Below are 25,062 nucleotides of genomic sequence, written 5' to 3'. Positions count from 1 at the left end.
GGAGTAGACGTTGTCTACTCCGCGCAACACACTCCGCGCGGTACATGTCTCCCTGGAGGTCCCACGCTGGACGCCGGGAGCCGGCCTCATACCTCCAGCAGCACCCGCACGTCCCACGGGCCGAGCTCCAGCTCGGACCCCGCGGCCAGCTCCTCGCCGCTGAGCAGGTCGCGCACCGCGCCCGGCAGGACGAAGGTGCTCGGCTCCCAGGACCACGAGTGCACGAACCGCACACGCTCACCCGCGGGGTTGGTCGCGCCGGCGACCGTCTGCGACGGCCCCTGCGGGCGCCACTCCGGACCGGCCGACGTCGCCGCCGGCTCCCGGTGCGCCACCGCCCACCCCAGCACCGCGCGCGCGAGCGCCGGGTCGGGGATGGTGCCCACCGTCGTCACGCGGCCGGAGCCGTGCGCCCGGGTCGTCACGGCCGGCCACCGGCCGAAGTGCGGGTGGTCGTAGCGGACCAGCACGTCGGCGTCGAGCACCTGGAGGCCGTCGACCCAGCTCGTCGCGCGGGCGTCGGCGGGCAGCTCGAAGCCGTCGGCGCCCTGCACGGGCAGCGGCGTGTCGATGCTCGCGAACTCGTCGTAGAAGACGCCTGCCGCCTCGCTCAGGTGCGCGGGCTTGCGCTCGGCGCGGGCGCGGGCCTCCTCGTCCTCGTACCCGGTGCGGATACCGAGCACGAGGTGCCCGCCGGCCGCCGCGTACCGCTCCAGCCACGACAGCCAGGCGTCGTCGGCGATCGTGACGCCGGCGGCGACCAGCACGGGGTGCTCGGTCGCTACCTCCTCGGGCGTGCGTTCGGTGAGCCGGGTGTCGTGCAGCAGGCGGGCCTGGAGGCCGGCGTCGAACGCCCCGCGGTAGAAGCTGTCGAAGATCCGGTGGTAGCCGCCCCTCTCGGGTCCCGCGCCGCCGCCGACCTGCGGGAACTCCGCGAGCGACCACTTGCTGGCCGTGGAGTACACGAGCGCGACGTCGGCGTCCGGGGTCAGGTTGGCGACCGCCGCGCCGGCCGTGCGCAGCTCACCGCCCAGGGCCGCGAGCTGGTGGTACGTCCGTCCAGGTTCGAGCGAGTGCGGCAGGATCCCGCCCCAGTACGTCTCGGTGCCGTACGGCAGCGTATGCCAGTGCCAGTACTCGATCATCGTGGCGCCGCGGGAGACCAGCGCCCAGGCCACCTGGCGCCACTGGCCGTCGTAGGCGGGCTCGTTCTGGTGGGGTCCGCCGATCGCCTGCGCGTTGGTCTCCGTGACGAGGTACGGCGCCTGCTTCGAGGAGTACATGCGGTCCGCCATCGCGTACAGCGCCCACGTGCCCGACGCCATCCATGACTCGTCCGGTGCGACGGTCAGCGGCAGGGCCAGGTGGTCCCGCATCCGGTAGTACGGGTTGCCGGCGGTGACGTCCAGGTCGCGGGTGAGCGCGTCGTCCTGCACGCCTGCGCGCTCGTAGGAGATGCAGGTGGTGACGAACTGGTCCTCGCGCGCGTACTCGCGGACGACGTCGGCCTGCCAGCCGATGAAGTCGGTGGTGAGCTGCGCCTGGAACCGGCGCCAGGCCAGGGCGTACTGCGGCTGCGCGTTGCCCGACGGCGTCCAGAGGTCCGCCCAGGTGGACAGCCGGTGGGACCAGTACGTCAGGCCCCACTCGTCGTTCAGCCGCTCGACCGTGCCGTACCGGGCGCGCAGGTGGTCCACGAACCGCTCGAAGACCTGCCGGTTGTGGAAGATCTCGTTACCCGGCTCGTTGTCCACCTGGTACCCGACGACGGCGGGGTGCTGCGCGTACCGGGCGACGACGGCGCGGATGACCCGTTCGGCATGGAACAGGAACGCGGGGTGCGTGTAGTCGATCTCCTGGCGTGCGCCCCAGCCCATCGCCCTCCCGTCCCGGCGGACGACGTTGATCTCCGGGTACAGCCGCGCCAGCCACATCGGCACGGCGTAGGTCGGCGTACCGAGGATCACCTTGATGCCCCGCTCGTGGGCGCCGTCGAGCACGGGCTGCAGCCAGTCGAGGTCGAAGCGACCGTTCTCCGGCTCCCAGGTGGACCAGACGGACTCGCCGACCCGGATCACCGTGAAGCCCGCCTCGGCCATCAGGTCCAGGTCCCGCTCGAGCCGGTCAGTGCGCCGCTCCTTCGTGCTCAGGTCCGCGGGGCGGTGGTACTCGTAGTAGTACGCGGCGCCGAACAGGACCCCGTCGGTCAGGTGCTGCAGTGTGCTCATGCTGTCCTCTCGGATGGTGGGCCGGGACTTGTCAGACCCTCGGGTCACTTCGGTGACCTGCCGGTCTGACAGGTCGGTGGGTGGCGGACGGCGGGGGCGCCGTGCTCTCGCGCACGATCAGCCGGGCGGGAACCAGCCGGTGGCGTTCCGCGGGCGGGCGACCCTCGATGGTGCCGACCAGGCGGTGCACCGCCAGGCGGGTGACCTCGGCGAAGTCCTGGCGCACCGTCGTCAGGGGTGTGGAGAGGAACTCGGCCTCGGGGGCGTCGTCGAACCCCACGACGCTGACGTTCTCGGGGACCCGCAGGCCGGCCTGCTCGACGGCCCGGATCGCGCCGATGGCCATGTGGTCGTTGGCGGCGAAGACCGCGGTGACGCCGGCGCGCCGCAGCAGGCCGACGGCGGCCTCGTGCCCGGACCGGGGGGTCCAGTCGCCGTGCACGACGGGCGGCGCCTCGACCCCGGCGTCCGACAGGGCGGCACGCCAGCCCGCGATCCGCCGCGCCGTGGCCGACCAGCCCTCGGTGCCGCCGATGTGGTGCACCGTGCGGTGACCGAGCGTGAGCAGGTGCTCGACCGCTGACCGGGCCCCGGCCGTCTCGTCGGCGCCCAGCACGAGCTCGTCGGGCCGCGCGACCGCCTCGGGGGTACGGGAGGCGTCGGAGCGGGGCGAGCCGGCGGTCGGAGGGCCGGAAGCGGCGGAGCCGGCCGTCGGAGATCCAGTTTTCGGGGAGCCGAAGCTGAGCACGGGCACGCCGTGCGGAATGCGGAGGTCGGGGCGGCCCAGGTCGATCGGCTCGGAGAGCACGAGGCCGGCGATGTCCTGGGCGACGAGCTCGTCGATCGCGGCCTGCAGGTCGGCCACGCCGTCGCCCCGCGTGCGCGCGATGCTCAGGTGGTAGCCCGAGCCGCGCAGCGCGCCGTCGACCCCCTCGAGGATCGACGCCGGACCGTACAGCGACGTGCTCGGCGTGACCATGCCGATGCGCCGGTTGCGGCGGGTCACCAGGGCGCGCGCCGCGGCGTTCGGGCGGAAACCCATCTCGTCGATGGCCGCCTGGACCCTGGCCCGGATCGCCTCGGTGACGTGGGGCTCGCCGTTCACGACCCGGGACACGGTCTTCTGGGAGACGCCGGCGCGGCGGGCGACGTCGGTCATCGACACCCGCTGTGTGGCACCCATGTGCAGCCCCCTCGCTGAACGGTTGACTACGTAGTCAGTGCGCGGGAGCCAATCACGGCCTTGACTACGTAGTCAAGGTGATGCGGCCGGCCGCCGCTCCGGAAACCGAGCGATTGCGCCCAGAACTCACGCGAATTCTGGGCACAATCGCTCTGACGTTCGTCGCGGTGAGTGGTTGTGCCCGGAACTCACCCGGGTTCCGGGCACAATCGCTCGGTTGGCCGACGCCCGGGTCAGGACAGCGTGATGCTGTCCAGCTCCGCGTAGCCCGTGCCGCCGCCGAAGTTCGGCGAGCCCTTCGCCAGCCGGATCACGTTGTAGCCGGCCCGCAGCGTGACCGTCACGTTCGTCGTCCCGAACTGGGCCCAGCCCGCCGTCGGCGGATAGGACACCGTCGAGAACGCGCCGCCGTTGTAGGCCAGCCCGTGGGTCGACGTCGACCCGGTGCCGTTCGCGTACCGGATCGCCATCGTGTAGCTGCGCGCCGTCGGCACGTTCACCGTGAAGTCGACGAAGCTCTGCGAGCGCATGTCGGCGACGCCGTCGATCCCGCCGACGTACGAACCGTTCGACGCCGCCGAGGAACCTCGGGTCTGCGCGTTCACGACGTTCGCGTTCTCGGCCTCGTAGACCTGCTGCCAGCTCGACGTCGGGCCGCCGGCCGGGGTGACGAGCACCTGGTAGGCGCCCTCCGCCGTCATCCCGTTGACCGGGACGGTGACGCTGCCGTTCGACACGGTCAGGGTCGACGTCGACAGCACCGTGGGCGCCGCCACGTGCGTGTGCCGGCCGCTGCCGGGCACCGCGTTCACGGTCACCCGGACCGACGAACCGAACGAGCCCAGCCCGTTGACCCGCACGCTGTTGTTGCCGCTGTCACCGCCGAGCACCACGTTGACGATCTTGCGGCTCGAGTCGTACGCCGCCACGCCGTCGAGCCAGCTCTGCGGGGTGGTGCGCACCACGTTCCCCGCCATGGCGCCGTACCAGCGGTACGCCCAGTAAGAGGCCGTCGGCTGGCCCTGGAGCGTGAACAGGCCGTCGAACGTGCCCGCCTCGAACCAGTACGCGCGGTGCGCCTCGCGCGCACCGTGCCGCTCCAGCACCGAGATCCAGTGCACCGCCACGCTCGGGATGTCCATCTGGTTCAGCGAGTTGTACTCGTTGATCGCGATCGGGCGCGGGCTGATGCCGAGCTGGTTCTCGATGGCCCGGTAGTCGGCCACGTGGTCGTCGAACGAGTTCCAGTCCATGTCGCCCAGCTCGTGCCACACGATGACGTCGGGCAGCGTGCCCGTGTCCCTGGCATGGGTGAGGAACGACAGCATCCGGTTGTGGCTGTAGTGCGAGTCGCTGGGTCCGACGATCGGCGTCACCGGGTCGAGCGACCGGACCAGGCGGTGCGTGCGGGTCCAGCCGTCGTTGAACGAGCCGGCCGCCGAGGTGTTCCACGTCCAGTCGGGCTCGTTCCACAGCTCCCAGCCGCGGATGTTCGTCGTGGAGGTGGCCGCCAGGCGCTTGTTGACCATGGTGCGGACCTTCTGCTCCCAGTCGGCCCAGCCCTGCCACTGGTAGGGGAAGGACGGGTAGATGTCGGGCATGCGGACGAGCTGCTGCGCGCCCGCGCGCGTGATGTTGCCCGCGACGTCGAGCGCGTCGCAGCACGGCTCGGTCGCGCCGTTGCCCAGGTGCGTGGTGCCCGGCGCGGGCTGCGTGAACCCGCTGGGGCTCAGGGGCAGGAGCTGGTCGGTCGTGGGCTTCGAGTCCGAGCCGACGCCGTACAGGCCGCCCGAACCGACGTGTGTCACGGGCCGGACGACGGAGCCGACGTCGACCGTGAGGGTGTTGCCGGCGGCCTGCGCCGGGCCGGCGGGGGAGGCCAGTGCGACGCCCAGGACGAGGGCGAGGATGCTGGCGCGGGACAGGGTGCGTTTCATGGGATCTCCTCGTTGAGATGCGAACCGGTTCGACATTCTGTCCTCGATGACGCTAGTTTCGAACGCCGTCCGCCGCAAGAGTCCCAAAAAGTCGATCTTGCGATCAGCGGACGGGTGTGGTTAGAGTCGAACCGGTTCGCAACGGAGGCGGATCGGTTCGGCAACGGAGCGAGCAGAGAAGGAGGCGTCGGTGGCCACCATCGGGGATGTCGCCAGGGCAGCGGGGGTCTCCCGCAGCACGGCGTCGTACGCGCTGTCGGGCAAGCGGGCGATCTCGGCGGACGTGCGTCGCCGGGTCGAGGACGCCGTCCGGCAGCTCGGCTACACGCCGAACGCGGGGGCGCGGGCGCTCGCCACGTCGCAGACGATGGTGATCGGCCTGCTCGCCCAGTTCCTCGAGGACGAGTTCGCACCGGCGATGCTCCAGTACATGCTGGGCGTCTCGAACACGGCCCGCGAGCTCGGCTACGACATCCTGCTCGTCACCGAGGCGGACGGCACGCGTGCCCTGCGCCGCATCACCGACTCGCGGATGGTCGACGGCGTCGTGCTGCTCAACGTCGCCGAGCGGGACGAGCGCCTGCCGATCCTGCGCGCGGCGGGACAGCCGGGCGCGCTCGTCGGGCTGCCCGCCGACTGCACCGGGGTCGACGTCTTCGACCTCGACTTCGAGGAGGCCGGCCGCCTCATGGTGGACCACCTCCACCGGCTCGGGCACCGCGAGGTGGCCCTCGTGTCGCAGCCCGAGCACGTGATCGAGCGCGGCGGCGCCTACGTGTGGCGCCTGCAGAACGCCGCGGTCGAGGCGGCGAGGGCGCGCGGCATCACGCTGCACACCGTCTCGGCGTCGTCGCACCAGCCCGACGTCGGACAGGACCTGAACGCCCTGCTCGACGCGCACCCCGCCGTCACCGGGCTGCTGATCAACAACGAGGCGGCGGCCGCTGCGCTGCCGACCGTCCTGCACCAGCGCGGGCTGACGGCGCCCGGCGACCTGTCCGTCGTCGGGCGGTACTCGGACGAGTTCGCCCGCACCTTCTCGCTGCCCTACTCCTCGATCGAGAGCGCCCCCGACCGGCTCGGCCGCATGGCCGTGCGCCAGCTCGTGCGCCGCATCGAGGGTGAGGTGGCGGCCGACGAAGCGCACGTCGTGCGGTTCGTGACCCCCGAGCTGGTCGACCGCGGCAGCACCGGCGTGCCCCGGCCGGCCTGACGGCTCCCGAACCGCCTGACCCAGGACCCCCCACAAGCAAGTCCCCAGCCGGCCGACGGCGTCGTCGTGCCGGACCTGTTCAAGGAGGAACCATGCACCACACCGCGGCCCAGACCCCGCAGCCCGCCCGGCGGACCAGGCGCAGGCCCACCACGCTCGCGGCCCTCTCAGCGCTCGCCCTGGTCGGCGTGCTCGGCGCCTGCTCGTCCGGCGGCGCGGCCGCCGGCGGGAGCACCGGCGGCGACGACAGCACCTACACCTGGTGGGACCCGTACCCCCAGCACGACGACGCGTCCGACTGGGCCGGCCGGGTCCAGGCGTGCGGCGAGGAGGCCGGCGTCACCATCGAGCGCACCGCCTACGACACCACCGCGCTGACCAACCAGGCGCTGCTGGCCGCGCAGGAGGGCACGTCGCCCGACGTCATCCTGCTGGACAACCCGGCGGTGTCCACGCTCGCGGACACGGGCATGCTCACCACGGTCGAGGAGTTCGGCCTCGACACCTCCGCGATCGACGAGAACCTGCTCGCCGCCGGCGTCGTCGGCGGGGACACGTACGGCATCCCGATCGGCGCCAACACGCTGTCGCTGTACTACAACGCGGAGATCCTTCAGGACGCGGGCGTCGACCCGGCCTCGATCACCGACTGGGACTCGCTCACGGCGGCCCTCGCCGAGGTGACGGAGGCCGGGCACAAGGGCATCACGTTCGCCGGCATCGGCACCGAGGAGGGCTCGTTCCAGTTCCTGCCGTGGTTCTGGGGCGCAGGCGCCGACCTGCGTGACCTCGACTCGCCCGAGGCCGTCGCGGCGCTCGAGCTCTGGAAGGGCTGGCTCGACGACGGCTACGCGCCCAACTCGGTGATCAACAACTCGCAGAACACCGTGTGGGAGGAGTTCCTCACCGGCGACTTCGCCTTCGCGGAGAACGGCACGTGGCAGGTCAACAGCGCGGCCGAGGCCGACTTCGAGACGGGCATCGTGCAGCTTCCCGCGCGCGACGGCGGCGTCGCACCGGCACCGACGGGCGGCGAGTTCATCATGGCGCCCGTCCAGGAGGACACCGCGCGCTACGACGTGACCCGCCAGATCGTCGAGTGCATGACGACGCCCGAGGGCTTCGTCGAGACGGCGAACACGTTCGCGTACTACGTCCCGCCGACGGCGGACGGCCAGGCCGCACTCGTCGAGGAGAAGCCAGAGCTCGAGCCGTGGGTCGAGGCCGTGCGCAACGCCAAGGGCCGCACGAGCGACGACCTGGGCGCCGACTACCCGGTGATCTCCGAGGCCCTCTGGACGGCGGTCCAGAACGCCCTCTCGGGAGCGGCGACCCCGGAAGAGGCCCTCACGACGGCCCAGACAGAAGCGGAATCAGCCACGAACTGACCCACCCGCCGTCGTTGAGTGCTGGGTATTTGCGCCGCAGACGCCTCTCAGACCGCAAATACCCAGCACTCAACGGAAAGACCTAAGGACTTTTGATGACTGCCATCGAGGTTGCCGCTACGGCGGGGGCGGTGCCCGGCGCGGGCCGGCAGCCGACGCCGCGCCGGCGACGCGGACCTGCCGCCTCCCAGTGGGCCGCCGCCGGGTTCGCCGCCCCGCTGCTCGTGTACCTGATCCTCTTCTACGTCTACCCGCTCTGGCGCAACATCGACCTCAGCGTCCACGACTACACGATCCGCGCGTTCGTCCAGGGCAACGCCGAGTTCGTCGGGTTCGAGAAATACGCGGAGATCTTCGGCTCCGCGACGTTCCCGACGGCGCTGTGGAACACCGCGGTCTTCACCGTCGTCTCCATCGTGTTCCAGTACGCGATCGGCCTGGCGCTCGCGGTGTTCTTCCGCTCAGGGTTCCGGCTGTCCGGGCTGCTGCGGGCGATGTTCCTCGTGCCGTGGCTGCTGCCGCTGATCGTGTCGGCGTCGACCTGGGCGTGGATGCTGAACAGCGACAACGGCATAGTGAACTCGGTGCTCGGCGCCTTCGGGCTGGCGCAGATCAACTGGCTCACCTCGCCCGACACCGCGCTGCTGTCGGTGACGATCGCGAACATCTGGCTGGGCATCCCGTTCAACCTCGTGATCCTGTACTCGGGCCTGCAGAACATCCCGGGTGAGGTGTACGAGGCGGCGTCGCTCGACGGCGCGGGGCCGTGGAAGCAGTTCTGGAGCATCACGTTCCCGCTGCTGCGCCCGGTCTCCGCCATCACGATCCTGCTCGGGCTGATCTACACGCTCAAGGTCGTCGACGTCATCTGGATCATGACCACCGGCGGCCCCGGCGACGCGTCGACGACGCTCGCCATCTGGTCCTACCGGGAGGCCTTCGGGACCGGGCAGCCCGACTTCTCGCCCGCCGCCGCGGTGGGCAACCTGCTGATCCTCATCGCCCTCGTCTTCGGATTCCTGCACCTGCAGCTCCAGCGTCGCCAGGAGGACTCATGACCGGCCGCCGCCCGCTCTGGAAGACCGCCCTCGGCCTCGTCCTGACCGCGTTCATGCTGTTCCCCGTCTACTGGATGGTGAACGTCTCCCTCACGCGGACGAGCGACCTGCGCTCCGACCCGCCGCGCTGGTTCCCCTGGAACCCGACGTTCGAGGGGTACGCGGCGGTGTTCCAGCAGCAGCTCCCGGCCCTCGGCACGAGCCTGCTGGTGGGGCTCGGCTGCGTGGTGCTCACCGTGGTGATCGCCGCGCCGGCCGGGTACGCGCTCGCGCTGCTCAACCTGCGCGGCGGGCGCACGCTGAACTTCCTGCTGCTGGTCGCGCAGATGATCCCGGCGGTCGTCATGGCCATGGGGTTCTACGCGGTCTACAACAGCCTGGGTCTGCTCAACACCGTCGGCGGGCTGATCATCGCCGACTCGACGGTCGCCGTGCCGTTCGGCGTGCTCCTGTACACGGCGTTCATGTCGGGCATCCCGCGTGAGCTGCTGCAGGCCGCACGGGTCGACGGCGCGGGGGCCTGGCGCACCTTCCGCTCGATAGTGCTGCCGGTGAGCCGCAACTCGACGCTCACGGTCTCGCTGTTCGCGTTCCTGTGGGCGTGGTCGGACTTCATCTTCGCCTCGACCCTGAACCGCAACGGCGAGCTCATCCCGATCACGCTCGGCATCTACAACTACATCGGCAACAACACGACGCAGTGGAACGCGATCATGGCGACCGCCGTCGTCGCGTCGGTGCCTGCGGCGATCCTGCTCGTCGTGGCGCAGCGTTACGTGGCCGCCGGCGTCACGGCCGGCGCGGTCAAGGACTGACGAGCCGGGCCTGACGAGCACCAGAGACCAAGACGAAGGAACCCTGTGACAGAGCATCACTCGACGCGTACCGTCGCGTCGCAGCGCCGGGCGGCCCGGGCGCGTCCGGTCGTCCCGCGCGGCCCGCGCCGCGGGCTCGGCGTCGGCGAGCTGCGGCTCGACGGCGGCTTCTGGGGCACGCTCCAGGAGACGAACGCCGGGGCCACGCTGCAGCACTGCCTCGACTGGATGGAGCAGCTCGGCTGGCTCGGCAACTTCGACCGGGTCGCGGAGGGCGTCACGGGTGGGGAGCGGCCGGGCTGGCAGTTCTCCGACTCCGAGGTGTACAAGCTCCTCGAGGCGCTGGCCTGGGAGTACGGCCGCACGGGCGACCCGGCCGTCGACGCCCTGCTGGGCAAGGTGGTGGACCGCGTGGCGGCCGCGCAGGACGAGGACGGCTACCTGAACACCTGCTTCGGCCACGCCGGGCAGGCCGGCCGGTACACCGATCTGTCGGCCGGTCACGAGCTGTACGTCACCGGGCACCTGCTGCAGGCGGCGGTCGCGCGTGTGCGGACGGTGGGGGTGGACGACGCCCTGGTCGACGTCGCCCGCCGCGCCGCGGACCACGTCTGCCGGGAGTTCGGCGCCGACGGCCGGGGTGGCGGGCAGGCCGGTGGTGGGCAGGGCGGCAGTGGGCCGGCGGGCATCTGCGGGCACCCCGAGATCGAGCTGGGCCTGGCGGAGCTGGGCCGCGCGCTCGACGAACCGCGGTACACCGAGCAGGCGCGGCTCTTCGTCGAGCGCCGCGGGCACGGCACCCTCGCCCCGATCGCGCTGCTCAGCCCCGCCTACTTCCAGGACGACGTACCGGTGCGCGACGCCGACGTCTGGCGCGGCCACGCCGTGCGCGCCCTGTACCTCGCGGCCGGGGCGGTCGACGTTGCCGTCGACACCGAGGACGACGACCTGCGTGCCGCCGTCGAACGGCAGTGGACCCGCTCCGTGGAGCGGCGCACCTACCTCACCGGCGGCATGGGTTCGCGGCACCAGGACGAGGGTTTCGGCGATGACTGGGAGCTGCCGCCCGACCGTGCGTACTGCGAGACGTGCGCGGGCGTCGCGTCGGTCATGGTCTCGTGGCGCCTCCTGCTCGCCACCGGCGACGTGCGGTACGCCGACCTCATCGAGCGCACCCTCTACAACGTGGTGGCGACGTCACCCCGCGGCGACGGACGCGCGTTCTTCTACGCCAACCCGCTGCAGCAGCGCGAGCCCGGAGCGGACGTGCGGCCCGACGCCGTCAACCCGCGCGCAGAGGGCGGCGTCCGGGCGCCGTGGTTCGACGTGTCGTGCTGCCCGACGAACGTGGCGCGGACCCTGGCCTCGTGGCAGGCCTACGCGGCGTTCGTCGAGAAGGCGGACGGCGGCCGGTCGGACGGCGGCGCGGCGGACGGCGGCGCCGCGGACGGCGGAGCCGTCGTGACGCTCGCCCAGTACGCGGCGGGCGACCTGCGGATCGTCGTCGACGGCGGCGCCGGTGACGGCGGCGACGAGCTCGCCCTGCGGGTCACCACCGACTACCCGCACGACGGCCGCATCCAGGTCGAGGTCGTCGGGGCCCCGCAACGGCCCGTCACCCTGCGTCTGCGCGTCCCGCACTGGGCCGACGGCGCCACGCTCACCGGGCCGGACGGCACGACCACCGCCGTCGGACCGGGCTGGGTGACCGCCGGCACGACGCGGGCGCGACTGACCCGGCCGACCGAGTACGCCGAGTCGGCGCCGTGGTCCCAGCCGGCTGACTCGCAGCCCCAGGTACGCCGAGTCAGCAGGCCGGAAAGCACCTCACCTGCGCAGCCGGCGCTCGCCGTGGGCGACGTCGTCACGCTCGATCTGCCCGTTGCCCCACGCCTGACCTGGCCCGACCCGCGGGTCGACGCCGTGCGGGGCACCGTCGCCGTCGAACGTGGTCCGCTCGTGCTCGCGCTGGAGTCCGTGGACCTGCCCGACGGCGTCCTGCTCGACCAGGTGCGGCTCGACCCGGCGGTCGCGCCCCGTGCGCAGGGCGACGGCGCGGTGGTCCGCGCCGCCGTCGTGCCGCTGCCCAGGAGCGGTGCCGGCACCCCGCCGTTCGGCTCGGGCGCTCCGGGTGATGCGCCTGAGCCGGCACCGGCTTTCGAGGCCGGTGCGCCCACGCCGGCGTCCGGCACCGGCGAACCCGCCACCCTCGACCTGCCCCTGGTGCCCTACCACCGCTGGGCGGAACGAGGCCCGTCGACCATGCGCGTCTTCGTACCGACTGCCCGACCCGAGGAGATCCGATGACCGACCCCACCACGCCGGCGCGCGCCGTAGAGCCGGCCACGGAGCCGGACGCGCTCCCGGTCCGCGCCGACGGCGCCCGCCTGACCTGGCGGAGCGGCGGTGAGACCGTCGTGGTCGAGCCGTGGGGCCGCGACAGTGTGCGGGTACGCGCGACGGTCCTCGGCGACGTCGAGGACACGGACTGGGCGCTGCTGCCGCCCGACTCCGCGGCCCACGCCGCCGCGCGCGTCGAGCTGCGGGCCGACGGCGCGACGCTCGTCAACGGTGACCTCCGCGTCGAGCTCACCGCCACCAGCGGGTTCTACGAGTCCGTCGGCTACGAGGTGGGACGCTGCGAGCTGGCGTTCTACGACGCGGACGGCCGGCTGCTGCTCCGCGAGCTCGGCCAGGGCGGCTCGCTGCAGCTTCGCGCCCGGAACTTCCGCCCGCGGCTCGGCGACGACGGGCACACGCTGACGGCGTCGTTCGAGTCCGACCCGGACGAGAAGCTGTACGGGATGGGCCAGTACCAGCAGCACGTGCTGGACCTCAAGGGCTCCACGTTCGAGCTGGCGCACCGCAACTCGCAGGCGAGCGTGCCGTTCGTGATGTCGAGCGGGGGGTACGGGTTCCTGTGGCACGACCCGGCGATCGGCCGGGCGACGTTCGCGCGCAACCGCACCGAGTGGTACGCCGAGTCCACGAGGCAGCTCGACTACTGGGTGACCGCCGGCCGCACCCCCGCGAAGATCTCGCGCGCCTACGCCGACGCGACCGGCCACGCCCCGATGATGCCCGAGCGCGGGCTCGGGTTCTGGCAGTGCAAGCTGCGCTACTGGAACCAGGAGCAGCTCCTGGAGGTCGCGCGCGAGCACCACCGGCGCGGGCTGCCGCTGGACGTGATCGTCGCGGACTTCTTCCACTGGCCCAAGATGGGCGACTACCGGTTCGAGGACGAGTTCTGGCCGGACCCGGCAGCGATGGTCGCCGAGCTCGGCGAGCTCGGTGCCGAGCTCATGGTCTCCGTGTGGCCGCAGGTCTCGCTCGAGTCGGAGAACGACTCCCACCTGCGGCGGAACAACCTGCTGGTGCGCGCCGACCGCGGGCTCGACGTCCACATGTCGTTCCAGGGCCCCAGCACCTTCCTCGACGTGACCAACCCCGAGACGCGGCGCTGGCTCTGGGACATCTGCCGGCGCAACTACGGCGCGCACGGCATCCGCACGTTCTGGCTGGACGAGGCGGAGCCCGAGTACGGCGTCTACGACTACGACGCCTTCCGGTACCACCTTGGCCCGGCCCTGCGGGTCGGCAACGTGTACCCGCAGGCGTTCGCGCGCGCCTTCTACGAGGGCCAGGTGGCGGACGGCGAGAACGAGGTCGTCAACCTGGTCCGGTGCGCCTGGGCCGGGAGCCAGCGGTACGGCGCGCTCGTCTGGTCGGGCGACATCTCGTCGACGTTCGAGGACCTGGCGCGGCAGGTCACCGCGGGCATCCACATGGGGGTCGCGGGTATCCCGTGGTTCACCACCGACATCGGCGGGTTCCACCGGGGCGACGTCACGGACCCGGCGTTCCACGAGCTGCTCGTGCGGTGGTTCCAGTTCGGGGCGTTCAGCCCCGTGATGCGCCTGCACGGCGACCGGCTGCCCGGGCACGAGGTGGTCGCGGCCGACGGTTCGCCGCGGCTCGGCTCGGGCGGGCCCAACGAGCTGTGGAGCTTCGGCGAGGAGGTGTTCCGCGTACTGGAACGCTACGTCCACTTGCGCGAGACGCTGCGCGACTACGTGCGCGACACCATGCGCGCCGCGCACACCGACGGCCAGCCGGTGATGCGCGGCCTGTTCCACGACTTCCCCGAGGACTCCCGGGCGTGGGACGTCGACGACCAGTTCCTGCTCGGCCCGGACGTCCTGGTCGCGCCCGTCCTGGCGGCGGGCGTGCGGGAGCGCGACGTGTACCTACCCGCGGGCGCCCGCTGGACCGACGCCGCCACCGGTCAGGTGCACGACGGCGGGGCCACGGTGCGCGCGGACGCCCCGCTCGACGTCGTGCCCGTGTTCCTGCGGGACGGCGCCCTGCCGCACGTCGTCGGTCGCACGACGGGGCGGGTGGCGCCGGGTGCGCCCGTCCGCTGAGGCCGGCGTGCGCCTCGCTCCGCGAGGTCGGCAGTCCCGCACGAGGTCGGCACATGGCACCGAGATCGGTCCAGCGCTGGACCGATCTCGGTGCGGACTGCCGACCTCGCGGGTGGCTCGCAGCGGACTGCCTGTCTCGTGGGTCGCCTGCGGCGGGCTGCCGCCCCCCCCCGGGACGCACCTTCCGGGACTGCCGTTCTGCTGGGTGTCGGCGAACCGGTTCGCCCGGCGGAGAAGCCGCTCGACGCGACCGGTGTCACCGATCCCGTCCCACCCACGATCCCGTTCCACCCACGATGAGAAGGAAGGCACTCAACGATGAGCACGACACCTTCATGGCACAGCAGCTCGCGCAGCGGCCCGGCGCCCCGCCCTGGACCGGCCCCGCGCAGGGTCCGGCGCGCCGCCGTCGCGGCGCTCGCGGCTCTTGCGCTCGCCGGCAGCACGGCAGGCACGGCCGGTGCGGCGCTGGCGGCGCCGGCCGGGGTCAGCGCCGTCGGCACGGCGACCACGCAGGAGCTTCCGGCGCCCGATCTGCACTACACGATGGACGACGTCGTGGGCGCCGTCGTCCCCGACTCCTCGGGGAACGGGCTCGACGGTGCGATCTCCGGCACCACGAGCCTGGTCGACGCGGAGGCCGGGGGCACCGCGCTCGACCTGCCCGGCGGGGCCGGCGGCGGCTACGTGACCATCCCGCGGGCGGCGCTGGAGGGTGCCACCGACGTCACGGTGTCGGCGCGCGTGCGCTGGGGCGGCACGGGCGGTGCATGGCAGCGGGTCTTCGACCTCGGCACGGACACCACGCGGTACCTGTTCGCCACGCCGTCGAACGGTGACGGCCGCCTGCGCACAGCGCTGACGACGAACGGCGGCGGGGGCGAGGCGCAGACCAGCGGCTACGGCCCGCTGCGTCCCGACGACTGGGTGACGCTCACGGCCACCCTCGACACGGCCGCCGACCGGCTCACGACCTACCTGGACGGCGTCGCCGTCGGCAGCGCCCGGTCGACGGTGGCCGCCGGTGACCTGCTCACGGAGGCCGCACGGTCGGCCGGCTATCTGGGCCGGTCCTTCTACCCTGATCCGCTCCTTGACGGCGCGATCGACGACTTCCGCCTGTACCGGGCGGCGCTGAGCGGGGACCAGGTGGCCCAGCTCGTACAGGAGAGGCCAGACGTGGTGGAGCTGACGAAGGACACGTTCGAGGTGCGCACGACGGTCGCGGCGGCGCCCGAGCTGCCCGAGGCGGTGCGCGCCGTCTTCACCGACGACTACGACCGTGACGTGCCGGTGACGTGGGACGAGATCGACCCGGCGCAGTACGCGCAGCCGGGGGAGTTCACCGTCGCGGGGACCGCGGCGGGCACACCCGTGACCGCTGCCGTCACGGTGCACAGGGGCGAGCTGCGGGTCGACCTCGGCTCCGAGACCGGGGCGTTCCACGGCGGCGCCTCCGGCACCCTGTACGGCCTGTACGGCGACGGGCTGCCCAGCGACAACCTGATCGAGGGCATGGGCGTCCGTACCGTCTCGACCAAGGCGCAGGACGGTCCGCAGCACCCGGGTGCCGACGCGCTCGAGGTGGTGCGCCCGCTGGCCGACGCGACGGACGGTGACGTCTACATCTACATGACCGACATCCACCGCGGGTTCCCCTACGAGTGGCCGGGCGACACGCCACAGGAGAAGCTCGACACGTTCGTCGACAAGATCGCCACCCAGGTCGACCAGGTGCGTCAGCTCCCGGAGGAGTACCAGGACAACATCGTCTTCGTCCCCTTCAACGAGCCGGAGGGCAACATGTTCGGGACCGGGCGGTGGAGCTACGACGGCACGTCCTGGCTCGACGACCCCACCGACTACTTCGCCGCCTGGGACCGGGTGCACGCGCTGATCAAGGAGCGCATGCCCGACGCGCGCATCGCGGGCCCGAACACGAGCATCCTGTACGGCCAGGTCAAGGGCTTCATGGAGCACACGGTGGCGGCGGGGACCGTCCCCGACGTCATCACGTGGCACGAGCTGTCCCACCCGGAGAAGATCCGCGAGTCCGTCGCGACCTACCGCGGCTGGGAGGCCGAGGTCTTCGCGGGCACCGACCTGGCAGGCACCGAGCTGCCGGTCAACATCAACGAGTACGCCTTCAACTACCACACCTCCGTGCCCGGCCAGATGATCCAGTGGATCTCGGCCATCGAGGACTCGAAGGTCGACGCCGACATCGCCTACTGGAACATCGACGGCAACCTGTCCGACTCCGCCGTCCAGTCCGATCGCGGCAACGGCCAGTGGTGGCTGTTCAACGCGTACGCCCGGATGAGCGGGAGCACGGTCAAGGTGACGCCGCCGTTCCCCGGCGAGAACTACACGCTGCAGGGCGTCTCCACCCTGGACACCGGGCGGGCGTTGTCGCGCACCATCGTCGGCGGGGCCGACGGCGCGGCGCCCGTCGAGCTCGTCAACGTGCCGGGCGACGTGTTCGGCGACGACGTCCGCGTCACGGTCTGGGAGATCCCGTGGACCGGCCAGCTCGGCGACTCCGCCCAGCCGCGCCACCTCGCCGAGCTGACCCTCCCGGTCGCCGACGGCAAGGTCACGTTGGAGTTCGGCGGGGAGTCCGGCGGCGAGAGCCTGCCGCTGCTGCGCGAGTCGTCCGCCTACGAGATCGTCGTCACGCCGGCGGGCGTCGGCGAGAGCACCAGCGCGGCGCCCACGACCTGGGCGGGCAGCTACGAGGCGGAGGACGCCACCTACACCGGGTCGGGCTACAGCCTGAACGGCCCGGAGGGCTCGCCGTCCGACGTCGCCAAGTTCTACACCTCCGGCGGGTACGACGTCGGCGGCCTGCGCACCGGCTCCGACGGCGTCCTGGACTTCGAGGTCACGGTGCCGCGGGACGGCACGTACGACCTGTCGGTCTTCGCCAACAGCGCCAACACGTACGACGCCGTGGCCGAGCAGGGCCCGACCAACGTCTTCGTGCGGGTCGACGGCGCCGCCGAGCAGGAGCTCCACCTGCCGCTCGGCTACAAGTGGGTGGTCTGGGACCACGCCGACACGACCGTCGACCTCACGGCGGGCACGCACACCATCTCGCTCGCCGCGCGGAGCCTCGACGGCACCCGCGTCACCAAGGGCGACGCGATCCTCGACCGCATCACGCTCGCCCTGCCCAACCCCGACGCGGGTATCGCCGTGTACGAGGCGGAGCACGCGACGCTCGACGGCGGGCGCGCGCTGTACGAGGCGCCCGACGGCGTCGACCCGGCAACGGTCTCCGGCGCCGGCGGCGTCGACCTGGCCGAGGGCGAGACCGCCACGTTCTGGGTGTACGGCGCTCGCGACGGCGAGGCGACCCTCGGCGTCGACACCCTCGGTGCCGGAACGGGCAGGCTCACCGTCAACGGCCGCGAGGTCCTCGACCTCGGCCAGGGCGGGTCGGCGCGGGCCCACGAGGTGGCCGCGCACCTGACCGGAGGCGTGAACAAGGTGGTCGTCACGGGCGGCGCCGACGGCGTCGTCGTCGACCGGCTCACCGTGGCCCCCGGGACCGGGGCGCTCGCGGCGACCGAGTACCAGGCAGAGGACGCCGAGCTGGCCGGTTCGGCGAAGGTCGCCGACCTCTCGCTCGCCGAGGGTGGCAAGGCGGTGACGGACGTCGGCGGCGAGCCGGGCAACGACAGCTCCCTGACGTTCCGGGTCGACGCGGGCCAGGCCGGCCCGCACGCCGTCGTCCTGCGGTACTCCAACCCCGAGCAGTCCCCGGCGTCGCACTACAACCCGGACCCGATCGCCCGCCGGGCGGACATCTCGGTCAACGGTGGCGCGTCGGCCCCCGTGCTCTTCCCGCACACGTTCCACGCGAACAACTTCTGGGAGAAGACGGTGGTGCTCGACCTGGAGAAGGGGGCGAACACCATCACGCTGACCTCGGAGGAGGCGCCGAACTTCGACGGGACCACCTACGCGTCCGACGTCTGGCCGGACTTCCCGCTGCGGTCGCGCTGGGCGCCGGTCGTCGACCGGATCACGGTCTCGCCGCTCGCGGTGCCGCGCGTCCAGGCGGTCACGGAGGTGACCGCCGAGGCGATCTGCCGCGGGTCGCGTGCCTTCCTCACGGTCAGCGTGCGGAACGTCTCGGACGAGCCGCTCGACGTGCGGTTGGCGAGCGAGCTCGGGAAGCGGTCGACGACGGACCTGGCGCCCGGTGACACCTGGCGCCAGGCGTTCCCGGCCCGCTCGTCGGTGCTCGCGGCCGGGGCGGTGGCGGTCACCGCCGCGGGCGTCGCGACGGAGCACGCCTACGCGGGGGCGACCTGCGGCTCGTAGGGCCGGCTCGGTGCTCGTCGAGCTTGCCGGGACCAGGTCTCGGCAAGCTCGACCTACCCGCCGGATGGCGGGGTTTCCACGCCGAGGCGGCCACGTCCGGCGGATGTGATCCGTGTGCCAGGGACGGAGACTTGGGTCGCGCGCACAACCTGGTGCACAGCATGGAACGAAGGAGTTCTCGTGGCCGAGACGTTGAAGAGGCCCCCGTTCGACCCCGAGCTCGAGGCGGCGCTCACGCTGGTGTCCGACCAGATGCCGTCGACGATCACACCCGAGATGATCCCGCTGATGCGGCGGGGCATGCCGGGGCTCGACGTGAGCGTCGACGACTCGCTCGACGTGGCCGGCGTCGAGCGTCGGGACGTGACCATCCCCGGGTACGAGGGCGACGAGATCCAGGTGAGCGTGCTGCGCCGCAAGGGCAGCACCGGCGTCGGCCCGGGGATCTATCACACCCACGGCGGCGGCATGATCATCGGTGACCGGTTCACCGGGCTGGACCTGCTCCTGGACTGGATCACCGAGTTCGACGCCGTCGTCGTCACCGTGGAGTACCGCCTCGCACCCGAGTTCCCCGACCCGTATCCGGTCCGGGACTGCTACGCGGGCCTCGTGTGGACGGCGGAGCACGCCGCGGAGCTCGGCATCGACCCGGACCGCCTCATCATCGCCGGCGGCAGCGCGGGTGGCGGCCTGGCCGCAGGCACCGCACTGATCGCCAGGGACGAGGGCGGCCCCACCCTGGCGGGTCAGGTGCTGATCTGCCCCATGCTGGACGACCGGGACCAGACGGTCTCGACCCGGCAGATCGACGGGGTGGGCGTCTGGGACCGCGGCTCGAACGTCACCGGCTGGTCGGCGCTCCTCGGTGACCGGCGCGGGACCGACGACGTCTCGATCTATGCCGCACCGGCGCGCGCGACCGATCTGTCCGGGCTGCCGCCGGCCTTCATCGACTGCGGCAGCGCAGAGGTCTTCCGCGACGAGGACGTCGCCTACGCGACGGCGCTCTGGGCCGCGGGCGTGCAGGCCGAGCTGCACGTCTGGCCCGGCGGGTTCCACGGGTTCGACATGATGGCTCCGCACAGCGTCCTGAGCAAGGCCGCACGCGCGGCGCGGGACTCGTGGGTGGCGCGAGCGCTCGGCGGCTGAGCCGTCGCATAGGGTTGTCCCACGCGCGCGATGGAGCGAACTATGCAAGAGCTCGTGGGACGCCTGACCGCACTCGACCCCGAGGCCAGCGAGACCCTCAAGGTGGTGGCCTACTTCGACGTGCTGGTCGCGGGCGGCGTAGGGCTCCAGGCCCTGCTGCGCGGCGCGGCGGTGCTCAGCGGAACGGTCGCGGGCGCGTCCGACGGCCGGCGGACCCATCGCATCGGGCCCGACGGCGGCAGGCCGGCCGACGGCGCCGGTCCCGCCGACCCTCGGCCCGGCTGGCCGACCCGCACCACCAGCACCGGGAGGGTGTGGCTGGAGCGCGACGGCTCGCCGCACGCCAACGACGCGATGGTCATCGAACGGTTGGCGCTCGCGGTCGAGCTGGTCGAGGCGCGCCGCCCGGGTCACCGTGACGGCGCGCTGGAGACCGCTCTCGACGCCGCCCGCGGCGTCGAGGAGCGCCGGGTCGCGCTGTCCCGGCTCCGGCTCGATCCCGCGCGCGTCGTCCGTGCGGTGGCCCACCCGGTCGCGCACCGGGTCGCGTACCCGGTGGCGTACCAGGCGGAGGCGGCCCCGTCGACGATCGTGGCCACCGCCAACGGCCTGGTGCGTGCGGTGGTCCTCGGCGGGGACGCGGACGTCTCCGGCCCCGCCGGGGTGGGTGTCCCGCTCCGCGCGGACGAGCTTCCGCAGTCGTTCCGGACCGCCGTGCTCGCGCTGCGGCTGCTGCCCGGGAGCGACGCCGTCGTGGACGCCGCCGCCCTCGGGATCCTGCTGGCCGCGATCGGCGTCCTGGAACCGGTCGCCGCGGAGCAGCCGGACGTCGTCGCGCTGGCCCGGCTCGACGCCCGCGCCCGCGCGGTGCTCGACGAGCTCGCGGCGGCCGAGAGCGTCCGCGCAGCGGCGGCGGTGCTCGGCATGCACCACTCGACGCTCCAGGCACGCCACGACGCGCTGACGAAAGACCTCGGCTACGACCCGCGGTCCCTGGACGGGCGGGCGCGGTTCCGGCTGGCCCGTCTGCTGCTGCGCCTCGCGGAGGACTGAGCCGCTAGACGAAGGCCCCGAGGAGCAGCACCACGAGCAGCGCCACCACGGAGAGCACCGACTCCATGAGGGACCACGTCTTGAACGTCTGGCCGACGGTCATGCCGAAGTACTCCTTGACGAGCCAGAACCCGGCGTCGTTCACATGGGAGAGGAACACCGAGCCGGCGCCGATGGCGAGCACGAGCAGGGCGGCGTGCGTCGGCTCGAGGCCGGCGGCCAGCGGCGCCATGATGCCGGCCGCGGTGATGGTCGCCACCGTGGCCGAACCGGTCGCGATCCGGATGAGGGCCGCCACCAGCCAGCCGGCCAGCAGCGGGGTGATCCCGGCGTCCGCGATGCCAGAGGCGATGACCTCGCCGACCCCCGAGTCCACGAGGGTCTGCTTGAAGCCACCACCGGCACCGACGATGAGCAGGATCCCGGCGATCGGCGCGAAGGACGAGCCGACCAGGTCGCCGAGCTGCCGGCGCGTGCGCCCGACGGCGGTGCCGAAGGCGAACAGGGCGAACAGCGAGGTCAGAAGGAGCGCGACGAGCGGTTCGCCGAGGAACTCCAGCACGGTCCCGTAGCCGGTCTCGGTCGCGCCCGCGATCTCGACCACGGACCGGGCCAGCATGAGGATCACCGGGAGCAGCACCACCAGCACGGACATGCCGAACGTCGGCTTGCGCAGGCCCGCTGTGGCGTTCGACGGGCGGTCGCCGGTGGGCACGCCGTCAGGGTCGGCGTCGGCGGGCCCGGCCGCGCCGTCGGACATGCCGAGGACGCTGACGGGCGGCGCGAGCCGCACCCAGCGGGTGAGCGGGACGGCGAGCAGCGGGCCGGCGACGATCACCGTCGGGACCGCGACGAGCAGCCCGAGCCCGAGCGTGAGACCCAGGTCGGCGCCGAGGGCCTCGATGGCCAGCAGCGGGCCCGGGTGCGGGGGCACCAGGCCGTGTAGCGCGGAGAGGCCGGCGAGCGCAGGGATGCCGACCAGCACGGGGTTGGTGCGCATCCGGCGCGCCACGATCATCACGACCGGGATGAGCAGCACGACGCCCACCTCGAAGAACAGGGGGATGCCGACGACGAACGCGATGAGCGCCATGGCCCAGGGCAGCCGCTTCGCGGGCGTCCTGTCGAGGATCGTGTCGACGATGCGGTCCGCGCCGCCCGAGTCGATGAGCAGCTTGCCGATGATCGCGCCGAGCGCGATGAGGACGCCGACGCCCGCGACCGTGGACCCGAGGCCCGCGGAGAAGCTGGTGAACGTGTCGGTGAGGCCGATGCCGGCCGTCACGGCGAGCACGCCGGACCCGAGCACGAGGGCCAGGAACGGGTGCAGCTTGAGCCAGACGATGAGCACGATGATGACGGCGATCCCGGCGACGGCAGCGAGGACGAGCTGCGGTGTCGAGGCGGTCGGCTCGGCCGCTGCCGCCGCCTGGGGGAGGGCGGCCGCGGCGCCCTGGGTGAGCAGGGTGGTGGTGTGGAACATCAGTGGTCCTCGTGCTCGGTGCCGGCGTGGGTGGCTGGCGCGCCGGCGGGCTCGCCGAGCAGGCGGAGGGCCTCCTCGACGATCTGGTCCGGCCGCGGGGTGATGTCGACGGCGAACCCTGGTTCGTCGTCGCCGAGCGGTTCGAGGGCGGCGAGCTGGCTGTCGAGCATCTCGGGCTTCATGAAGTGGCCTGCCCGGCCCTGGATGCGTTCGCGCAGCAGGGCGTAGGAGCCGGTGAGGTGCACGAACTGCACCGAGCCGGTCACGTCGCCGCCCGCCGTGCCGTCGCCGGCGGTCTCCAGCAGGTCGCGGTAGCTCCGGCGCAGGGCGCTGCACGGCACGACGGCGCTCCGGCCCGCGGCGAGCTCCTTGGCGAACCAGTCGCGGATCCCGGTCAGCCACGGCCAGCGGTCGTCGTCGTCCAGGGGGTGGCCGGCGGCCATCTTCGCGACGTTCGCGGGCGAGTGGAAGTCGTCGCCCTCTGCGAACGACGCGCCGAGCCGGCCGGCCAGGAGCGCGGCCACCGTCGTCTTGCCCGATCCGGCCACGCCCATGACGACGATCGCCCGGGGTGTGCGGCCGGTCGGGCCGCTGGTTGTCTCGCTGCCGGCCGTCTCGCTGCTGAGCGGCCCGCTGGTTGGCTGGGCCGAGAACTTCGCTGTCTCGGTGACGTCTGTGTCCATCCCACTATCCTCACCCATTGATGACACCATTGATGCGTGATTAATGTCACCAATAGGCGAAGTAGGGCGCGTGTCCGGACAGACGCTGTACTTCGGCAGCGGACGGCCCCGCCGCACCGGGCGTGACCGCAGGACCCGACCGGAGAGCGCCCTATTCTTGGAGGATGTCGCCAGTGCTGCACGGCCCCGTCCTCGATGCCCTGGGCCGCCGCATCACCGCAGGCGAGCTGCCCGCAGGGGCGGCACTGACGCTCGACGGGATCGGGGCGGAGTTCGGGGTCTCGCGCACCGTGGCGCGTGAGGCGATGCGCCTCCTCGAAGGGGTCGGCCTGGTTCGTTCCGGACCCCGCGTGGGCATCGTCGTGCAGCCGCACGACGCGTGGAACGTGCTCGACCCCCGGGTCATCGAGTGGCGGCTCGCCGGGCCCGGCCGTGCCTCGCAGCTGCGCTCGCTCACCGAGCTGCGCCAGGCCGTCGAGCCGCTCGCCGCCGCCTGCACGGCACGGGCGGCCACCGCCGCCGTCCGCGACGAGCTGGTCGGCCTGGCGCGCCGGATGCGCGAGCTCGGCGAGGCGGGCAAGGGCGACGGCGAGGAGTTCCTGGCGCTGGACATCGAGCTGCACGAGCTGCTCCTGCGCTCCAGCGGCAACGAGCTGTTCAGCGCGCTCGCGGACGTGGTCGCCGTCGTCATCTCCGGACGCACCCACCTGGGCCTGATGCCCGCCTACCCCGAGCCGGAGGCGCTGGACGCCCACGAGGCGGTCGCTGCCGCGGTGGCCAGGGGCGACGGCCGCGCTGCCGAGGAGGCCATGGCGCGGATCGTGCGCGAGGTGCGCGGGGCGCTCGGCGAGAGCCAGGCGCTCAGGCCCTGACGCGGGCGGCCGGTCAGCGCAGCGCGGCGAGCAGCGGGAGCCGGACGGCGGGCGGTAGCGGGCTCTCGTCCGGGTGTGCGCTGATGGACCGCAGCTGCAGCGCCACGAACCGGCGCGAGGCGGCCGCGACGGCCTCGCGGGAGGTCGCCCGGATGCCGGAGTTGGCCATGATCAGCATGACGAGGTCGTCCAGCACGAAGTCGCGGCGCAGGCCGCCCGCGTCCTTGGCTCGCTGGATCAGCCCGGACAGCGCCAGCAGGGCCCGGCTGCGCTCCGTGGCGAAGTCGACGGCCTGGGGGAACGCCGAGACGAACGCGGCGGTGAAGCCGCGGTCCTCGGCATGCATGGCGGAGACCTGCTCGATCACCGTACGGAGCCCGCGCCACGGGTCCGGGTCGGCGACGGCGGCGTCGACCAGCGCGTTGCACGTGGCCATCTGCTCCCGGAACGCCTCGGTGACCAGCGCCTCCTTGGTCGGGAACCGCCGGTACAGCGTCGCGGGACCGACGCCGGCGCGGCGGGCCACCTCGCGCATCGGGACGTCGATGCCCTCCTCCGCGAAGATCGTCCGCGCCACCTGCAGGATGCGGTCGCGGTTGTCGCGCGCGTCGGAGCGCAGCTCGTGCGCCGAGGGCGCGGCTACGGTCGTCCCTGCGGGCTCGGACTGGTGCTCGGTCATCGTTCTCGCTTCGCCGAAACGGACGGGGTGTTCCACTCGCGCGGGACCATGCTCCCACGACTCGCGGGTCCGGTCCGGCCTCCGCCGAAAAAGGTCGCATCGAACATCGGCGCGTTGCGAGACTCCGACGATGCACATCAACCGAGTACAGCCCGACGGCCTGCACCCCACGCCGGGCTACCACCACGTGACCGTCGTCGAGGCCGGGCGGACCGCCTACCTCGCGGGCCAGTGCCCGCTCAACGAGTCCGGCACCCTGGTCGGGCCCGGTGACCTCCTGGCGCAGACGGACCGGGTGGTGACCAACGCCCTGGCGGCCCTGTCGGCCGCTGGAGCGGCGCCGGGCGACGTCGTCCGCTCCGTCATCTACGTGGCGAGCGGCGAGCGGGCCGACCTCTCCGCCGTCTGGCAGCGGCTGAACGACGGCCCGCTCGCCCAGGCGTTCACCACCGCGAGCACCCTCCTGGGTGTCGCCGTCCTCGGGTTCCCCGGTCAGCTCGTCGAGGTCGACCTGACGGCGGCGCTCGCACACTGAGCGGCGAGACGACCATGCACCTGCTGC

The 25,062-nt window shown here is 72.6% G+C and carries 17 protein-coding genes; 11 read left to right on the top strand and 6 right to left on the bottom strand.

Going from position 1 to position 25,062, the window contains the following annotated elements:
- Positions 1 to 86 precede the first annotated feature (86 nt).
- The 3 genes from ACFWE2_RS14170 to ACFWE2_RS14160 all read right to left on the bottom strand — a co-directional run bounded on the left by ACFWE2_RS14170 (position 87) and on the right by ACFWE2_RS14160 (position 5,348).
- Positions 87 to 2,228: a beta-galactosidase gene (locus ACFWE2_RS14170; RefSeq protein ID WP_377224871.1), complete on the bottom strand. Its 2,142-nt coding sequence runs from the start codon at positions 2,226 to 2,228 to the stop codon at positions 87 to 89.
- Positions 2,229 to 2,259: 31 nt separating this feature from the next.
- Positions 2,260 to 3,411 (bottom strand): LacI family DNA-binding transcriptional regulator, encoded by a 1,152-nt coding sequence (locus ACFWE2_RS14165; RefSeq protein WP_377224870.1) that lies wholly within the window; start codon positions 3,409 to 3,411, stop codon positions 2,260 to 2,262.
- Positions 3,412 to 3,644: 233 nt separating this feature from the next.
- Positions 3,645 to 5,348 carry a carbohydrate-binding protein gene (locus ACFWE2_RS14160; RefSeq protein ID WP_377224869.1) on the bottom strand — a complete coding sequence of 568 codons (1,704 nt, stop codon included), beginning with the start codon at positions 5,346 to 5,348 and terminating at the stop codon, positions 3,645 to 3,647.
- A gap of 190 nt (positions 5,349 to 5,538) precedes the next feature.
- Between ACFWE2_RS14160 and ACFWE2_RS14155 the strand changes: the two genes are divergently transcribed.
- The 9 genes from ACFWE2_RS14155 to ACFWE2_RS14115 all read left to right on the top strand — a co-directional run bounded on the left by ACFWE2_RS14155 (position 5,539) and on the right by ACFWE2_RS14115 (position 20,783).
- Positions 5,539 to 6,561, top strand: a complete 1,023-nt coding sequence (locus ACFWE2_RS14155) for a LacI family DNA-binding transcriptional regulator (protein WP_377224868.1) — start codon at positions 5,539 to 5,541, stop codon at positions 6,559 to 6,561.
- Positions 6,562 to 6,653: 92 nt separating this feature from the next.
- Positions 6,654 to 7,949 (top strand): extracellular solute-binding protein, encoded by a 1,296-nt coding sequence (locus tag ACFWE2_RS14150; RefSeq protein ID WP_377224867.1) that lies wholly within the window; start codon positions 6,654 to 6,656, stop codon positions 7,947 to 7,949.
- 95 nt (positions 7,950 to 8,044) lie between these two features.
- On the top strand, positions 8,045 to 9,007 hold the full coding sequence (locus ACFWE2_RS14145) for a carbohydrate ABC transporter permease (RefSeq protein WP_377224866.1): 963 nt from the start codon (positions 8,045 to 8,047) through the stop codon (positions 9,005 to 9,007).
- Entirely contained in the window at positions 9,004 to 9,822 is an 819-nt protein-coding gene (locus ACFWE2_RS14140; RefSeq protein ID WP_377224865.1) for a carbohydrate ABC transporter permease, read from the top strand. Before ACFWE2_RS14145 ends, ACFWE2_RS14140 begins: the two co-directional genes overlap by 4 nt.
- A gap of 45 nt (positions 9,823 to 9,867) precedes the next feature.
- A complete protein-coding gene (locus tag ACFWE2_RS14135) occupies positions 9,868 to 12,129 on the top strand; it encodes a glycoside hydrolase family 127 protein (RefSeq protein ID WP_377224864.1) in 2,262 nt (753 codons plus the stop codon).
- Positions 12,126 to 14,246, top strand: coding sequence for a TIM-barrel domain-containing protein (locus ACFWE2_RS14130; RefSeq protein WP_377224863.1), 2,121 nt, complete (start codon positions 12,126 to 12,128; stop codon positions 14,244 to 14,246). Before ACFWE2_RS14135 ends, ACFWE2_RS14130 begins: the two co-directional genes overlap by 4 nt.
- Positions 14,247 to 14,564: 318 nt before the next feature.
- A complete protein-coding gene (locus ACFWE2_RS14125) occupies positions 14,565 to 18,578 on the top strand; it encodes a LamG-like jellyroll fold domain-containing protein (RefSeq protein ID WP_377224862.1) in 4,014 nt (1,337 codons plus the stop codon).
- Between the two features lie 180 nt (positions 18,579 to 18,758).
- Positions 18,759 to 19,730 (top strand): alpha/beta hydrolase, encoded by a 972-nt coding sequence (locus ACFWE2_RS14120; RefSeq protein ID WP_377224861.1) that lies wholly within the window; start codon positions 18,759 to 18,761, stop codon positions 19,728 to 19,730.
- 42 nt (positions 19,731 to 19,772) lie between these two features.
- Positions 19,773 to 20,783 (top strand): hypothetical protein, encoded by a 1,011-nt coding sequence (locus ACFWE2_RS14115; RefSeq protein ID WP_377224860.1) that lies wholly within the window; start codon positions 19,773 to 19,775, stop codon positions 20,781 to 20,783.
- Between the two features lie 4 nt (positions 20,784 to 20,787).
- On the opposite strand, the gene ACFWE2_RS14110 is transcribed toward ACFWE2_RS14115, so the two are convergent.
- Positions 20,788 to 22,266 carry a gluconate:H+ symporter gene (locus ACFWE2_RS14110; RefSeq protein ID WP_377224859.1) on the bottom strand — a complete coding sequence of 493 codons (1,479 nt, stop codon included), beginning with the start codon at positions 22,264 to 22,266 and terminating at the stop codon, positions 20,788 to 20,790.
- Positions 22,266 to 22,820: a gluconokinase gene (locus ACFWE2_RS14105; protein WP_377224872.1), complete on the bottom strand. Its 555-nt coding sequence runs from the start codon at positions 22,818 to 22,820 to the stop codon at positions 22,266 to 22,268. The genes ACFWE2_RS14110 and ACFWE2_RS14105 overlap by 1 nt, the downstream gene beginning before the upstream one ends.
- Before the next feature lie 293 nt (positions 22,821 to 23,113).
- Between ACFWE2_RS14105 and ACFWE2_RS14100 the strand changes: the two genes are divergently transcribed.
- Positions 23,114 to 23,821 carry a FadR/GntR family transcriptional regulator gene (locus ACFWE2_RS14100; protein WP_377224858.1) on the top strand — a complete coding sequence of 236 codons (708 nt, stop codon included), beginning with the start codon at positions 23,114 to 23,116 and terminating at the stop codon, positions 23,819 to 23,821.
- A 13-nt stretch (positions 23,822 to 23,834) separates the two neighbouring features.
- Here ACFWE2_RS14100 and ACFWE2_RS14095 read toward each other — a convergent pair whose 3' ends face one another.
- Positions 23,835 to 24,500, bottom strand: coding sequence for a TetR/AcrR family transcriptional regulator (locus tag ACFWE2_RS14095; RefSeq protein ID WP_377224857.1), 666 nt, complete (start codon positions 24,498 to 24,500; stop codon positions 23,835 to 23,837).
- 130 nt (positions 24,501 to 24,630) lie between these two features.
- Between ACFWE2_RS14095 and ACFWE2_RS14090 the strand changes: the two genes are divergently transcribed.
- Positions 24,631 to 25,035: a RidA family protein gene (locus ACFWE2_RS14090; RefSeq protein ID WP_377224856.1), complete on the top strand. Its 405-nt coding sequence runs from the start codon at positions 24,631 to 24,633 to the stop codon at positions 25,033 to 25,035.
- Positions 25,036 to 25,062 lie beyond the last annotated feature (27 nt).

Origin of the sequence: Promicromonospora sp. NPDC060271 (assembly GCF_042726755.1) — a bacterium.
Taxonomy (GTDB): Bacteria; Actinomycetota; Actinomycetes; order Actinomycetales; family Cellulomonadaceae; genus Promicromonospora.
Note: the sequence above shows the minus strand (reverse complement) of the source record. Positions and strands in the feature narration are given on the sequence as shown.

Excerpts from the sequence above, each read along its gene's own strand:
- ACFWE2_RS14170 (WP_377224871.1), bottom strand. The coding sequence starts at position 2,228 with ATGAGCACACTGCAGCACCTGACCGACGGGGTCCTGTTCGGCGCCGCG.
- ACFWE2_RS14165 (WP_377224870.1), bottom strand. The coding sequence starts at position 3,411 with ATGGGTGCCACACAGCGGGTGTCGATGACCGACGTCGCCCGCCGCGCC.
- ACFWE2_RS14160 (WP_377224869.1), bottom strand. The coding sequence starts at position 5,348 with ATGAAACGCACCCTGTCCCGCGCCAGCATCCTCGCCCTCGTCCTGGGC.
- ACFWE2_RS14150 (WP_377224867.1), top strand. The coding sequence starts at position 6,654 with ATGCACCACACCGCGGCCCAGACCCCGCAGCCCGCCCGGCGGACCAGG.
- ACFWE2_RS14145 (WP_377224866.1), top strand. The coding sequence starts at position 8,045 with ATGACTGCCATCGAGGTTGCCGCTACGGCGGGGGCGGTGCCCGGCGCG.
- ACFWE2_RS14140 (WP_377224865.1), top strand. The coding sequence starts at position 9,004 with ATGACCGGCCGCCGCCCGCTCTGGAAGACCGCCCTCGGCCTCGTCCTG.
- ACFWE2_RS14130 (WP_377224863.1), top strand. The coding sequence starts at position 12,126 with ATGACCGACCCCACCACGCCGGCGCGCGCCGTAGAGCCGGCCACGGAG.
- ACFWE2_RS14125 (WP_377224862.1), top strand. The coding sequence starts at position 14,565 with ATGAGCACGACACCTTCATGGCACAGCAGCTCGCGCAGCGGCCCGGCG.
- ACFWE2_RS14115 (WP_377224860.1), top strand. The coding sequence starts at position 19,773 with ATGCAAGAGCTCGTGGGACGCCTGACCGCACTCGACCCCGAGGCCAGC.
- ACFWE2_RS14110 (WP_377224859.1), bottom strand. The coding sequence starts at position 22,266 with ATGTTCCACACCACCACCCTGCTCACCCAGGGCGCCGCGGCCGCCCTC.
- ACFWE2_RS14105 (WP_377224872.1), bottom strand. The coding sequence starts at position 22,820 with ATGGGCGTGGCCGGATCGGGCAAGACGACGGTGGCCGCGCTCCTGGCC.
- ACFWE2_RS14100 (WP_377224858.1), top strand. The coding sequence starts at position 23,114 with ATGTCGCCAGTGCTGCACGGCCCCGTCCTCGATGCCCTGGGCCGCCGC.
- ACFWE2_RS14095 (WP_377224857.1), bottom strand. The coding sequence starts at position 24,500 with ATGACCGAGCACCAGTCCGAGCCCGCAGGGACGACCGTAGCCGCGCCC.
- ACFWE2_RS14090 (WP_377224856.1), top strand. The coding sequence starts at position 24,631 with ATGCACATCAACCGAGTACAGCCCGACGGCCTGCACCCCACGCCGGGC.